Genomic DNA, 13869 nt, shown 5'->3' on the forward strand with positions numbered 1-13869 from the left:
ATGAGCATTATTCGCGACCCGCTGCGCGGGATCGTCCGCCCGGAACCCAGCCACACGGACGAAGAGATCCTCGACGTGCTGTGCTCCCGGCCGGTTCGCGACTGGGCCGTTCTCACTGGAGCCGGGTTCAGCACGGATTCGGGGCTGCCGGACTATCGAGGCCCATCGTCGGTCAATCGTCGTCCCATGACGTTTCAGCAGCTGACCGCATCCCGGGAAAACCACACCCACTACTGGGCGCGATCCTGGATGGGGTGGTCCTTCATGCGTGATGCCCAGCCCAATGAAGCGCATTTGTCGTTGGCTCAGCTTTCCCCGGCGGCACTCCTTACACAGAACGTCGATGGCCTGCACCAAAAGGCAGGTTCGCGGGGAGTTCTCGATCTCCATGGCCGCTTGGATCGCGTTGTGTGCCTGGACTGCCGGGCGATGTACGACCGCGAATGGGTACAGCAGAGGCTCGATGAGGAAAACGCGGCCTTCCTGCGCAATCACAGGGAAGTCATCGACATGGTTGAGATAGCTCCCGATGGTGACGTCCCATTGCAAGACACGGCGGACTTTCGCATGATCGACTGTCCTGCCTGTGGCGGTCTGCTCAAACCGGATGTGGTTTTCTTCGGCGAAACAGTGCCCAGGGAGCGCTCCCTGGATGCGGCTGCCGCGGCTGCCGCAGCTCCGGGCCTGATAGTGGCTGGGACGTCGCTGGCGGTCATGTCCGGCCTGCGCTTTGTGCGCCAAGCCGCCAAAGAAGGCAGACCGGTGGTCATCATCACCGATGGGCCGACCCGGGCTGATGAACTGGCCGACTACCGGTCGCTCAGTCGGGTGGGGGAATTCTTCCGGGCCTGGAAAGACAGAGTGCTTGGGTGATGCGCCCTTTTTGAGTGGAGCTTCTGCGTCTTTGGGCGTATCCAAATCCGCACTGTGTGACTAGGCTGGGACACATGACGAATTTCGCCCGTTCCGAGAGGCTCGCGCTCGCGGCTCTTCTCCGCGAAGTCGGCCCAGATGCCCCTACTCTCTGTGACGGCTGGAGCACGCGCGATCTTGCCGTCCACATCGTCATCCGCGACCGCTATCCGTCCGCCATGGCGGGCGAGGCGAGCGAGGTGACCGCCAAGATCCCGTTCCTGAACAAGCGCGCTGAACAGCGCCGGCGCGAACTCGGCGAACTCGACTGGAAGCAGCTGGTCGGGATGGTCGCAGAAGGCCCCGGGATGCTGTCTCCGGTCGGCTGGGGTCCAGGTGAAATCCTTGCGAACACAGTCGAGTTCTACGTGCACGTAGAAGATGTGCGCCGGGCCCGCCGCGGGTGGACGCGCCGCAACATCCTGCCCGAACTCGAACAGCAGCTGTGGTCGGCGCTGCCCACCATGGTGCGCCTTCCTCCGTGGCGGCCAGAAACGGCAGTGAAGTTCATTGCCCCGGGAGTTGGGGAGTTCTCGTTCGGCAAGACCGACGTCAAGTCGAAAGTCGTCTCCGGCAAGCCCTCTGAAATTGTGCTCTATGCGCTTGGGCGACAGGAACAGGCTCAGGTCGAGGTGCGCTCGGAGAAGATCTGAATGGGGCCTGGCGCAGATCTCATGTCAGTGCCTCCCAGTAGGCTGTAGACGTGTCAACAGCTCTGTATCGTCGCTATCGCCCCGACACCTTCGACCAGGTGATCGGGCAGGAACACGTGACCGACCCGCTCAAGGCCGCTTTGGCCGGTGGTCGGGTCAACCACGCGTACCTGTTCTCCGGCCCCCGCGGCTGCGGCAAAACCACCAGCGCGCGTATCTTGGCACGCTGTCTCAACTGCGCGGAAGGCCCCACGCCCACGCCGTGCGGTGAATGTGCCAGCTGCCGTGATCTCGCCACTGGCGGTCCGGGATCGCTGGACGTCGTGGAAATCGACGCCGCTTCGAACTCCGGTGTTGACGATGCGCGTGACCTGCGTGAACGCGCTGTCTACGCGCCGGCTCGAGACCGCTACAAGGTGTTCATCCTCGACGAAGCCCACATGGTCACCCCGCAGGGCTTCAACGCGCTGCTCAAACTGGTGGAAGAACCTCCGGAGCACGTCAAATTCATCTTCGCCACGACCGAACCCGAAAAGGTCATCGGCACTATTCGCTCGCGCACGCACCACTACCCGTTCCGCCTGGTGCCGCCGGACACCATGACCTCGTACCTGGATCACCTGTGCCAGCAGGAGGGCGTGCCGGTGGGCAAGGGTGTGCTGCCGCTTGTTGTCCGCGCCGGCGGCGGTTCGGTGCGTGACTCCCTGTCTGTTCTCGATCAGCTGATCGCAGGGTCAGGGCCAGACGGAATCGACTACGGACGGGCCACTGCTCTCTTGGGCTACACGCCTGATTCGCTGCTGGGCGACATCGTCGACGCCTTCTCGGCGGGCGACGGTGCGGCTGTCTATCGCGTGGTCGATCGGGTTATCGAATCCGGTCAGGACCCTCGCCGTTTTGTTGAAGACCTCCTGGAGCGCATTCGCGACCTCCTGGTGATCAGCACCTCCCCGCAGAACGCTCGCGCCTTCCTGCCGCAGGCTCCCGAAGACCTCCTGGAACGGCTCGTCCAGCAGTCACAGACCCTCGGTCCGGCAGAACTGTCCCGCGCCGGCGACCTCCTCAATGCCGGTCTTTCAGAAATGACCGGAGCGACATCACCGCGCCTGCAGCTTGAACTCATCTGCGCGCGCATCCTGCTGCCGGCCATGGACGGCGCGCGCAGCTCCGTGCTGTCCCGTGTCGAACGCATGGAACGGCGGGTGGGCATGCAGGCATCCGGAGCCGTTCCGGGTATGCCCCAGGCGACGGCTGGACAAGCCGCTATGCCGGCAGTCGAACAGCCGGGCGCCGAACAAACGGAAGCCGGCAGCCAGCAGGCTGGACAGCAGAGTACGCCTGCTTCGCAGAACGCTGTCCAGCAGGGAAGCCGCTCCGGCCAGCCGACATCCTCGGCTCAGCAGGAGTCGCGTGACTCTTGGGATGATCTCGACGATCTCGCCGATGTCGCTTCGCAAGCTGAAGCGCTCGCCTCCGGACAGTCCGAACCGCAGCAGGAAAGCCAGAAGGAATCGGCTCCACAGGCGGCCCCAGCACAGGAATCCTCACCGGTGCCACAGCGTGACGGCGGCACCCGCAGTGAACAGCGCGGCGAACAGCCGGAACCGCAGGCAGCGGCGGCCGCAGAAGCGCCACAGGGCCAGCAGCAGAACCGCAAGCCGCAGCCCAGTGAGCCGCAGCGAGCAGCTGTTCCGGCCTCGGCGCCGCCGACTGCCGAACAGCCTGCTCAACCGCAGACGGCAGCAAGCCCCGCGGGGCAGGACATCGACGCCATCCGCCGTTCGTGGCAGGCAATTCTCGACGTGGTCGGCCGCAGCGCCAAACTGGCCCGCGCAGTACTGGCGGGCAACGCCGTGCCGCAAGATCTGCAGGACGGCCGACTGCTCCTGGCCTTTAACAACCAAGGTGCGGTCGGTGCGTTCACGCGCGGATCCAATCCGCAGGCCCTCGAAGCCGCTGTCAGCGAAGTCCTCGGACTGACGGTGAAAGTCGACATCGGGCAGGTGGGCGAACACGTCAACCTGCGCATGGACGCACCCGCATCCGGGTACCAATCGCCCTCAACCCACGAAAACCCCAGCGGCCAGCACCACCAGCAGGCGCCTCGGGAAAGCGGGAGCCGCGAAACCCGGCCGCCCAGCCGGCCAACAGAAGCACAGATCCAGGCGGTCGTCGGTCAGCAGGCTATGGACCAGGAAGTCCCCGACCGCGAACAGTACTGGCAGCAAACCCCCGAAGACGACGACCAGGAGGGCGATCAGCCGGCCGTCGATTACGGTGAGCCCGCGCCGGAACCAGAACCTGACCCTGCCCCGGCGGGCAACGAAACGGCAGAACCGGAGCCTGCCCGCGATGGGGCAGCGGAAGCCGACTACTCCTCGGCTGGCAACTGGGAAGCGGAGTCTGAGCCCACTTCGTCAGACAGCTGGGACGCCGCGCCGGAAGACGCCGGCACGTCCTGGGGTGATGGTGCCGTCGAAGCCCCGGCGGTCGTCGTGCCGCCGCCAGCCGACATCGACGACACACCAGAACAGCAGACCGGCACCGCAGGGGAAAGCCAATCTGGGCAGGAAAGCTCAGCGGCTGAAGACTATGACTTCATCGGCGCTTACGCCGACGAAGACATCTTCGCCGGCCCACCCACATCGACCGTGCAGGAACAGGCCCCGCAGCAGCGGGAAAACCCGTACGCCTACGTGGGCAACATGGGCCGGTCCGACAGCGCCGATCAACCGGCTCACGTCGACCCTGCGAACAGCTGGCAGGAAACCGGCCAGACCCCGGCAGCTGACGGCTGGGGTGAGGCCGCAGAATCCGATTACCCCGACTTCAACGTCGACGAAGACCTCGATGTGTCCGAATCCCCAGAAGTCGGCATTCCCGTCGTCCAGCGCCTGCTGGGCGGAGTCATCCTCGAAGAGATCACCGAATGAGTGTTTACGAAGGCGCACTTGCCGACCTTGTTGAAGAGTTCGGCAAGCTGCCAGGCATTGGCCCCAAATCCGCACAGCGCCTGGCTTTCTACGTCATGCAGTCACCGCGCGAAGACGTTGATTCGCTCATCAGCGCGCTGACCAACGTCAAAACACACGTCCGCTTCTGTGACCAGTGCGGCAACGTGGCAGAAGGCGAACTGTGCTCCATCTGCTCTGACCCGCGCCGCGACAGCAGCCTCATCTGCGTCGTAGAAGAACCCAAAGACGTTGTCGCGCTTGAACGGACCCGCGAATACCGCGGGCTGTACCACGTTCTCGGCGGCGCAATCGACCCGATGTCCGGCATCGGACCCGACGACCTCCGGATTCGCGAACTCCTGCCCAGACTGCAGAGCGAGGACGTCCAAGAGTGCATTCTCGCCACCGACCCCAACCTCGAAGGTGAAGCAACAGCCACCTACCTCATTCGCCTGCTGTCCTCAATCGGGGTCACCGTCTCAAAATTGGCGTCCGGTCTGCCAGTGGGCGGCGATCTCGAATACGCTGACGAAGTCACATTGGGAAGAGCGTTCCAAGGCCGCACCAAGGTCAGCTGAACGCCGTCCTCTAAACTGATCAGCGGTGAACAGCGCTGCCGGGAGAAAGTGTGTGAAGTGAGCCTAGTCGTCCAGAAATTCGGCGGGTCCTCCGTAGCTGACGCCGACGGCGTCAAGCGCGTTGCCAAACGGATTGTCGAATATCGCAAAGCCGGCCACGACGTCGTAGTCGTCGTATCCGCAATGGGCGATTCGACAGACGACCTCATCGACCTCGCAAAAGAAGTCTCGCCGCTGCCGCCGGCCCGTGAACTCGACATGCTGCTGACCGCGGGAGAGCGCATCTCCATGGCGGTGCTGGCCATGGCAATTGCCAACCTGGGCTACTCCGCGCAGTCGTTCACCGGCTCCCAGGCCGGCGTCATCACTGACGAAGCCTTCGGGCGCGCACGCATTATCGACGTCACCCCCGGCCGCATTCAGGAAGCCATCGACAAAGGCAACATTGCGATCGTCGCGGGCTTCCAGGGCGTTTCTCAGAACACCAAGAACATCACCACGCTCGGCCGCGGCGGGTCTGACACCACGGCGGTGGCACTCGCGGCGGCACTGGGCGCTGACGTGTGTGAAATCTTCTCCGACGTTGACGGTGTCTTCACCGCAGACCCGCGAATCGTCCCCACCGCCAGCCAGATCGGCACCATTTCCTATGCCGAAATGCTCGAACTGGCCGCCAGCGGAGCCAAAATCCTCCACCTGCGCGCCGTTGAATACGCGCGCCGCTACGGAGTGCCGATTCACGTGCGCTCCAGCTTCAGCCCCCACCCGGGCACCTGGGTGACAGACGAACCCGTACCGCCCGAATTCGCAGACGACGTAAAGAAGGAAGCCATGGAACAGGCCATCATCTCCGGTGTTGCGCACGACCGCTCCGAAGCCAAGCTGACCGTGGTCGGCGTCCCGGATGTTCCGGGCAAGGCCTCAGAGATCTTCCGGATCGTGGCCAGCGAAGAGATCAACATCGACATGATCGTGCAGAACATCTCGACCACGCAGAACGGCCGGACCGACATTTCCTTCACCCTCCCCATGTCTGACGGGGCCAAGGCTATGAAGGCCCTCGAAGCGCAGCGCGACAACGTGGGCTTTGAAGATCTGCGGTATGACGACCAGATCGGCAAGCTCTCCGTGGTCGGCGCCGGCATGCGCTCACACCCCGGTGTGACAGCAACGCTGTTCGAAGCGCTCAAAGACGCCAAGGTCAACATCGAAATGATTTCGACGTCAGAAATCCGCATCAGCGTAGTGACCCGCGCGGACGCCCTTGATGACGCCGTGCGCGCCGCACACACCGCATACGATCTCGACGGATCTGAAAGCGAAGCAATTGTCTACGGAGGTACTGGGCGATGAGCCTTAATATCGGCATTGTCGGGGCTACCGGCCAGGTTGGCGAGGTCATCCGCGACATTCTCGAAACCGAACCCGGCTTCGAAATCGCGAGCGTTCGCTTCTTCGCCTCGGCCCGTTCGGCAGGCACAACTCTGCCGTTCCGCGGCGAGCAGATTGTTGTAGAGGACGCCGCCGAAGCTGACCCCGCGGGACTGGACGTGGCGCTTTTCTCCGCGGGCGGAGCAACTTCGCGGGCACAGGCAGAGCGCTTTGCCGCGGCCGGTGTCACCGTCATCGACAATTCATCGGCCTTCCGCGGTGACGACCAGGTGCCGCTCGTGGTTTCCGAAGTCAATCCGGAAGCCCTAGGCTCGATCCCCAAGGGGATCGTTGCCAACCCCAACTGCACGACGATGGCCGCCATGCCGGTCCTCAAACCCCTCCATGACGAGGCGGGGCTTGTGCGCCTGAAGGTCGCCACCTATCAGGCGGTCTCGGGTTCCGGACTGGCCGGTGTCAACGAGCTCTACGGTCAGGCTGAAGACGTTCTGCCGGATTCCAAGCAGCTTGTGCGCGACGGTTCGGCCGTGCTCTTCCCGGAGCCGAACGTGTACACCGACCCGATTGCGTTCAACGTTCTGCCGATGGCTGGTTCGCTCGTGGATGACGGTTCGGGTGAAACCGACGAAGAGCAGAAGCTGCGCAACGAATCCCGCAAGATTCTGGGTCTGCCCGAACTGCTTGTTGCCGGCACCTGCGTGCGTGTGCCGGTGTTTTCCGGCCACTCGCTGGCAATCCACGCGGAGTTCGAAAACGACATCACACCGCAGCGCGCCGAGGAAATCCTTGCCGAAGCCGCCGGTGTTGAACTGGCGGACATTCCCACGCCGCTGAAGGCTGCCGGCCGCAACCCGTCGTTTGTCGGCCGCATCCGAGCTGACCAGTCCGCGCCGGCGGGCAAGGGCCTGGTTCTGTTCGTGTCGAACGACAACCTGCGCAAGGGCGCTGCTCTGAACACGGTTCAGCTGGCAGCTCTGCTGGATCGCTGACGCGCACAGTCGCCTGAGTTCACGGCGGGTGGGTGCGGTTGAAATGGCCGCACCCACCCTGCTTTTGTATGCCCGCGTGCGCATATGTCTATTGGTAGATGTTCGAGTGCGAAACCTACATTGAGGTCATTTGCCTTCTATTCAAAGGAGTTGCACGCTCATGAAGTCTGTGCGCATTGCGGCTATTGCCGCTGCTGCGGGTCTGGTTCTTGCCGGCTGCGGAACTGGTGACGCCGAATCGACGGATTCGGGTGACAAGCTCAAGGTTGTCACCTCGACGAATGTCTACGCCGACCTCGCGTCTCAGGTTGCCGGTGACGCCGCTGACGTCGAGCCGATTATTTCGGATGCATCAAAGGACCCGCACGACTACGAAGCGACGTCGAACGACCAGCTCAAACTGTCGAAAGCCGATGTTGTCATCGTCAACGGCGGCGGCTACGACGCGTTCATGACCACCCTGCTTGAAGCAGCGGACAAAGACCCGAAGGTCGTCAACGGTGTTGAGGTCTCGGAGCTGCCGGGAGCAGAGGAAAACTCCGCGAACGAACCGCACGACCATGACCACGGTGAAGAAGGCCACGGGCACGACCACGCCCACGGTGAAGAGGGCCACGACCATGACCACGACCACGGCGAAGAGGGCCACGACCACGGTCACGACCACGGCGAAGAGGGCCACGACCACGATCACGACCACGGCGAAGAAGGCCATGACCACGACCACGGTGATGACCACGGCGCGTTCAACGAGCACATCTGGTACTCCGTCAGCGCTATGAAGAACGTCGTCGACTCAATCGAAGAAACTCTGTCTGAAGAAGATCCGGACAACAAAGCCGCTTACGAAGAGAATGCCGATAAGCTTCAGGGTGAGCTCGACGGTCTCATGAAGAAGGCGGATGAGGTCAAAAAGACCGGTGAAGGCAAGAAGAGCGCGGCAACCGAACCGGTTGCACTGTGGCTGTTCGAAGACCTCGGTCTGAAAACCATCACTCCGCAGAAGTTCCTGTCGGCAGTTGAAGCAGGTTCGGACGCAGCACCCGTGGTTCTCAAGCAGGCCCAGGACCAGGTCAAGAACAAGGAGGTCGCTGTCCTCGGCTTCAATCCGCAGGCAGTGAACGAGCAGGCTGAAACCCTGCGCAAGTCCGCTGATGATGCTGGCGTGCCGGTTGTCGAACTGCCCGAAACCCTCAACGAGGGCGAAACCTACGTCGACTGGATGGGATCGCACATCGACGACGTGGAAAAGGCCCTCAAAGGCTGATCAGACCCAGCCCTCCGAAAGGACGTGTTCCCTCATTTCCAGTCCCGCACTGTCGATCACTGACGGCCAGCTTCGCTTCGGCGAAAGGGTGCTGTGGCATCACCTGTCCATTGACGTTGAGCCCGGAGAATTCATTGCCGTGCTCGGCCCCAATGGCACGGGTAAAACCTCGTTGCTGAAAACCCTGCTGGGACAGTATCGACTGTATGAGGGGACCGTCGAAGTCAACGGCCACGCGGCTTACCGCGGTGACGCGGATGTGGGCTACGTGCCCCAGCAGCGTGGTGTCGACCGTGACACCCCGCTGCGGGCTCGCGACCTCGTCCGCTTCGGAATCGACGGACACCGTTTCGGCTTCGGCCTGCCCAACCGCAAAAAGGAGCGGCGGGTTGATGAGCTCCTCGCTCAGGTCGGGGCGACTGATTTCGCCGACAGTCCCGTCGGCATTCTCTCCGGTGGGGAACTGCAGCGCCTGCGGCTAGCCCAGGCACTGGCCAGTAACCCCAAGCTGCTGCTGTGCGATGAGCCGCTGCTGAGTCTCGACATCAACCACCAGCACCTGGTTGCTCGGCTGCTGGATGAAAAACGGCGCGAACGGAACATGGCGATTCTGTTCGTCACCCACGAAATCAACCCGATTCTGAAGTACGTGGACCGGGTTCTGTACATTGCCGGTGGCCATTTCCTGGTGGGCACCCCGGACGAGGTGCTGACCTCCGAGGCTCTCAGCTCACTTTTCGGCACCAAGATCGAGGTGGTGACTGTCGGCGGCCAGCTGGTTGTGGTCGGCACGGAAGCCGACCATCACCACCCCGAGGAGGCTGGTCTGTGAACGGTCTCTTCACATTCGAAGACTACGGCGAACTGCTGTCGCTGCTGTCGAATTCGATCATCGCGGCAGCCCTTTTGGGCGTTGTCGGCGGTGTCGTCTCGGTTTTCGTCAAAATGCGCGACATCGCCCTGGCCGTGCACGGCATCGCCGAACTGTCTTTTGCGGGAGCCGCCTTCGCGCTGTTCATCGGCTACGACGTGGTGTACGGCTCGATCATCGGTTCGCTGGTGGTGGCATTCATCATCGGCATCGGCAGCATTCGGTCCTCAGAGGCGAACTCGATGATCGGCGTGCTCATGCCCTTCGGCATCGGCTTGGGAATCCTGTTCCTTGCGCTCTACGACGGGCGCTCAGCCAATAAATTCGGCTTGCTGACGGGGCAGATCGTTGCGATCAGTCCCGGCCAGACCAAACTGCTCATGGTGTGCGCAGCTGTTGTTCTGGCTGTCATCTTCGTCATCTGGCGACCCCTGCAGTTCGCATCTGTCGATCCTGAGATCGCCAAGGCAAAAGGCGTTCCCACCGGCACTCTCACTGTCGTGTTCATGGTGACACTCGGCCTGGCGGTTGCACTGTCTGTGCAGGTGGTCGGCGTTCTGCTGGTCATGGCCCTGCTGGTGACCCCGGCGGCGGCCGCCATGCAGCTGTCCTCCCACCCGATTGTCGTGCCGATCCTGTCGGTTGTCTTCGCCGTGACGTCATCGGTCGGCGGGATCCTCATCGCACTCGGATCTCCGGTCGTGCCCATCAGCCCGTTCGTGACGACCATCAGCTTCCTCTTTTACATCATCGCCCGGATGATCGGCGGATACCGCACCAAACACCAGCTCGAGGCGCGCAACCGCCGTCTGGGCGACCTCGACAAGCACCCCCACCTTGCGGAAGGGCGGGACGTTCCCGCTGCCGACTAGACTTCGGCACTATGACACGTTCTGCTGCCCGTCCTCTTCGCCGTGCGGCACTGGGGCTGAGCGCTGCTGCCGCGGCGACCGCCGCCTACGGTGTGCTGGTCGAACCGAACATGTTCGCTGTCCGCCGCGAACGAATCCCGGTGCTGCCGCCGGGCCGTGAACCCGTGCGGATTCTGCACATATCGGACCTTCACCAGACGGCGTGGCAGCGACGCAAGCCGCGTTGGGTGCGCAGTCTGGCAGCCCGTCTGCAGCCGGATTTCGTCCTCAACACCGGCGATAACTACGGCGGTTCGACCAAGTCGATCGTGCTTGACAGCCTTGATGAGCTGTTGGACATCCCAGGCGCATTTGTTCTCGGTTCGAATGACTTCTGGGCGCCGAAGATCAAAAATCCTGCCCGCTATCTTCTGGGCCCGTCGAATGTAGCAAAGGCCCACAGCAATCCGCCGGATCTCGACGCTCGCGGGCTTATTGATGCCTTTGAGCAGCGCGGCTGGACACAGCTGGACAATCGGAGCGCTGTCATCACCATCAAGGGAACGCGGATCGGTCTGTCAGGTTTGGGTGATGCGCACATGAAGGCCGATGCGCCCGAAGCTCCCGCTTTTCCGGACGGTTCAGAAGTGAAGATCGGGGTGACGCACGCTCCGTACTCGCGTGTGCTCGATCGTCTTGCGGGTGCTGGGGCGCAGCTGATTGCGGCCGGTCACACGCACGGCGGGCAGATTCGAGTGCCGTTCTACGGTGCGCCGGCCACCAACTGCGACCGTCCGCGCGACGAAGCCCGCGGTCTGTTCCGCCGAGGCGGGGCGCTTGTCAACGTCACCGCTGGGGTCGGGGTGGCGCCGATGGCGCCGATCCGCTTGTTCTGCAGGCCCGAGGTGTCGGTCCTGGAGCTCATCAGCCGCTGACCGGTCCGGCCGGGGCCCTGTATTGAGTGCCCGTGTCAGGGGTCGCCTGTACGATATTGGGCATGGTGTCTTCAGAATCAGCGTCTGCGGCATCGACTTTTACGGCATGGATGCAGTTCATTGCCGTCAGCGTCGTTGCCGGAATCGTCGGTGCAGGTCTTGCAATCCCCTCCGTGGGTGTGGCATCCATCGGTGCGAACAACGCTCTCAAGATATTCAACGCACTGCCCGCCGAGCTTGACGAACGGCCGTTGGCCGAACAGTCGCGCATGCTCGATGCCGACGGCAAGCAGATTGCGAGCTTCTACTGGCTCAACCGCAAAGAAGTTCCGCTGGACAAGATCTCTGAGCCCATGCAGGAAGCCACGGTCGCCATTGAGGACTACCGCTTCTTTGAACACGGCGGTGTTGACTTCCAAGGCATCGGCCGTGCTCTTGTGCACAACCTCGTTTCGTCCTCCAAACAGGGCGGATCGACGCTGACCCAGCAGTACGTGAAGAACGTGCTTGCGGAAAACGCCCACGCCGAAGCCGACGAAGAAGGCGTGCAGGCGGCCAAAGAAGCTTCCGGTATGGCGGGCTACGCCCGTAAGCTCCGCGAAGCGAAGCTGGCAGTGGCGGTCGAAAAGAAGTACGACAAAGAAGAGATCCTCAACCGCTACATGAACATCAACAACTATTCGGGCTCCCCGAATGTCTACGGTGTCGAAGCGGCCGCGCAGCACTACTGGTCGATTCCGGCTTCCAAACTCAACTACGCTCAGGCCGCAACCCTGGCCGGCATTGTGAAGAACCCCAGCGCCTACAACCCCGAGCGTTTCCCGGAGAACGCGCTCGATCGCCGCAACGTGGTGCTTTCCCGTATGCACCAGCTGGGAAAAATCTCTGACGAAGAATACGAAGAAGCCAAGAATTCAGGCCTTGACCTCAAGGTCACCAAGACATCCAACGGCTGCATGGGTGCAGGCGACATGGGCTTCTTCTGCGACTACGTGCAGGCCTATATCGAAAACAACAAGGCCTTCGGCAAGACCAAGGACGAACGGCGCAACCTCCTGCAGCGCGGTGGTCTGACCATCAAGACGACCATCAACCCCAAGCTGCAGAAAGCCGCTTTCAAGGAGGTCAAGAAGCGCGTTCCAATCGGCGATCCTTCGGGTGCAGGCCATTCGATCGTGACGGTCGAACCGGGCACCGGGAAAGTCCTTGCCATGACGCAGAACCGCAACTACTCCGTCACGGAGGGCAAGAAGAACAAAGACACCGCCATCAACTACAACGTGCAGAAGGTCTACAACGGGGCAAACGGCTTCCAGGTGGGCTCAACGTGGAAGCCTTTCGTGTTGGCTGAATGGCTGAAAGAAGGCCACAGCCTCAACGCCTCTGTCGACGCCACAAAGCGCACCTACTCGGCGGGTTCGTGGCGGTATGACGGCTGTGACAGCTACGGTTCCAACTGGTCTCCGAACAACGCCGGTGACTCGCGCGGAACTCAGAAGATGACCGCACTGGCGGCCACGAAGAACTCGGTCAACACCGCCTACGCTGCAATGGCCAACCAGCTCAACATGTGCGGCATCATGAAGATTGCCGAAGCTCTTGGCATCAAGTACGGCAACGGTCAGTCGCTGGAAACCGTCCACGAACAGCTGGGTGTTGTCGAAGCGCTCCTGCCGTCCTCGGTTCTCGGCATTGTGCAGGTTGCACCCATCGACATGGCAAACGCCTACTCTGTGTTTGCCTCCGGCGGCATGCTGTGCCAGCCCACTCCCATCGCGGAGATCACGGACGGCGAGGGCAAGAAGCTCAAAATTCCGGACTCCGACTGCCACCGTGCACTCGATGAAGACGTCGCCCAGAACGTGGCCTACGCACTGTCGCAGACCTTCAACGGCGGAACCACCACGCGGCTGAAGATCGGCGCTCCTGCTGGAGCGAAGACCGGTACCACCAACTTCGAAGTCGGATCCACGTGGCTTGCGGGCTTCACCTCCAATATGTCGACAGCCGTGTGGACCGGCGACCCGAATGGTTCGCGCGACTGGCGCAAGAACGGCAAGGGCGTTGTTCGCGGCCGCGTCTACGGTGCCACCTACTCCGGCGCCACCTGGCAGAGCTACATGAACCAGGCGGTCAAGATCGTCAAGGACAACAAGGGCATTGGCGGCCCTGTTGGAAACAGCGCGAAGAAATCGGATGACGACGCTGGCGACGACGACTGACACGCGGCTGTAGCGTCTATGACGCGCACCGTGCCGGCAGCGCCCGCGGCTCGTACAATTGAACCCGTCCACCGAAAGGGGAGAAAATGCAGAAGTGGGAGTACGTCACCGTGCCCCTCATGATCCACAACACCAAACAGATCCTCGATCTGTGGGGTGAGGACGGCTACGAGCTCGTCCAGGTAGTGGAAGGTCCCCAGGGCAACGGGGGACTCGTTGCCTACATGAAGCGTCCGAAAGGCTGA

General features: G+C 62.3%; 12 protein-coding genes. All 12 read left to right on the forward strand.

Annotation, left to right across the window (positions count from 1 at the left end):
- The 12 genes from Bravens_RS02845 to sp36 all read left to right on the forward strand — a co-directional run bounded on the left by Bravens_RS02845 (nucleotide 1) and on the right by sp36 (nucleotide 13869).
- Nucleotides 1-873, forward strand: a complete 873-nt coding sequence (locus Bravens_RS02845) for a Sir2 family NAD-dependent protein deacetylase (RefSeq protein ID WP_062020125.1) — start codon at nucleotides 1-3, stop codon at nucleotides 871-873.
- Nucleotides 874-947: 74 nt separating this feature from the next.
- Nucleotides 948-1565 (forward strand): TIGR03085 family metal-binding protein, encoded by a 618-nt coding sequence (locus Bravens_RS02850; RefSeq protein ID WP_062020126.1) that lies wholly within the window; start codon nucleotides 948-950, stop codon nucleotides 1563-1565.
- 50 nt (nucleotides 1566-1615) lie between these two features.
- The gene (locus Bravens_RS02855) at nucleotides 1616-4498 is read left to right on the forward strand and encodes a DNA polymerase III subunit gamma and tau (protein ID WP_062020127.1); all 2883 of its coding nucleotides are present in this window, start codon (nucleotides 1616-1618) and stop codon (nucleotides 4496-4498) included.
- Nucleotides 4495-5097 carry a recombination mediator RecR gene (gene recR, locus Bravens_RS02860; protein WP_019174454.1) on the forward strand — a complete coding sequence of 201 codons (603 nt, stop codon included), beginning with the start codon at nucleotides 4495-4497 and terminating at the stop codon, nucleotides 5095-5097. Before Bravens_RS02855 ends, recR begins: the two co-directional genes overlap by 4 nt.
- Nucleotides 5098-5154: 57 nt before the next feature.
- Nucleotides 5155-6450 (forward strand): aspartate kinase, encoded by a 1296-nt coding sequence (locus Bravens_RS02865; protein ID WP_019174455.1) that lies wholly within the window; start codon nucleotides 5155-5157, stop codon nucleotides 6448-6450.
- Entirely contained in the window at nucleotides 6447-7478 is a 1032-nt protein-coding gene (locus Bravens_RS02870; RefSeq protein WP_062020129.1) for an aspartate-semialdehyde dehydrogenase, read from the forward strand. Before Bravens_RS02865 ends, Bravens_RS02870 begins: the two co-directional genes overlap by 4 nt.
- A gap of 160 nt (nucleotides 7479-7638) precedes the next feature.
- Nucleotides 7639-8745 (forward strand): metal ABC transporter solute-binding protein, Zn/Mn family, encoded by a 1107-nt coding sequence (locus tag Bravens_RS02875; RefSeq protein ID WP_062020131.1) that lies wholly within the window; start codon nucleotides 7639-7641, stop codon nucleotides 8743-8745.
- An 88-nt stretch (nucleotides 8746-8833) separates the two neighbouring features.
- Nucleotides 8834-9577 (forward strand): metal ABC transporter ATP-binding protein, encoded by a 744-nt coding sequence (locus tag Bravens_RS02880; RefSeq protein ID WP_019174458.1) that lies wholly within the window; start codon nucleotides 8834-8836, stop codon nucleotides 9575-9577.
- Entirely contained in the window at nucleotides 9574-10488 is a 915-nt protein-coding gene (locus tag Bravens_RS02885) for a metal ABC transporter permease (RefSeq protein WP_061940948.1), read from the forward strand. The genes Bravens_RS02880 and Bravens_RS02885 overlap by 4 nt, the downstream gene beginning before the upstream one ends.
- Nucleotides 10489-10499: 11 nt before the next feature.
- On the forward strand, nucleotides 10500-11402 hold the full coding sequence (locus tag Bravens_RS02890; RefSeq protein WP_062020133.1) for a metallophosphoesterase: 903 nt from the start codon (nucleotides 10500-10502) through the stop codon (nucleotides 11400-11402).
- Between the two features lie 62 nt (nucleotides 11403-11464).
- Nucleotides 11465-13624, forward strand: a complete 2160-nt coding sequence (locus Bravens_RS02895) for a transglycosylase domain-containing protein (RefSeq protein WP_239232868.1) — start codon at nucleotides 11465-11467, stop codon at nucleotides 13622-13624.
- Nucleotides 13625-13710: 86 nt separating this feature from the next.
- A complete protein-coding gene (gene sp36, locus Bravens_RS10600; protein WP_019174463.1) occupies nucleotides 13711-13869 on the forward strand; it encodes a Sp36 family protein in 159 nt (52 codons plus the stop codon).

Origin of the sequence: Brevibacterium ravenspurgense, from assembly GCF_001584615.1 — a bacterium.
Lineage (GTDB): Bacteria > Actinomycetota > Actinomycetes > Actinomycetales > Brevibacteriaceae > Brevibacterium > Brevibacterium ravenspurgense.

Bases quoted from the DNA above. Each gene is read 5' to 3' on its own strand.
- Bravens_RS02845 (WP_062020125.1), top strand. From the start codon at position 1: ATGAGCATTATTCGCGACCCGCTGCGCGGGATCGTCCGCCCGGAACCC.
- Bravens_RS02850 (WP_062020126.1), top strand. From the start codon at position 948: ATGACGAATTTCGCCCGTTCCGAGAGGCTCGCGCTCGCGGCTCTTCTC.
- recR (WP_019174454.1), top strand. From the start codon at position 4,495: ATGAGTGTTTACGAAGGCGCACTTGCCGACCTTGTTGAAGAGTTCGGC.
- Bravens_RS02870 (WP_062020129.1), top strand. From the start codon at position 6,447: ATGAGCCTTAATATCGGCATTGTCGGGGCTACCGGCCAGGTTGGCGAG.
- Bravens_RS02875 (WP_062020131.1), top strand. From the start codon at position 7,639: ATGAAGTCTGTGCGCATTGCGGCTATTGCCGCTGCTGCGGGTCTGGTT.
- Bravens_RS02890 (WP_062020133.1), top strand. From the start codon at position 10,500: ATGACACGTTCTGCTGCCCGTCCTCTTCGCCGTGCGGCACTGGGGCTG.
- Bravens_RS02895 (WP_239232868.1), top strand. From the start codon at position 11,465: ATGGTGTCTTCAGAATCAGCGTCTGCGGCATCGACTTTTACGGCATGG.
- sp36 (WP_019174463.1), top strand. From the start codon at position 13,711: ATGCAGAAGTGGGAGTACGTCACCGTGCCCCTCATGATCCACAACACC.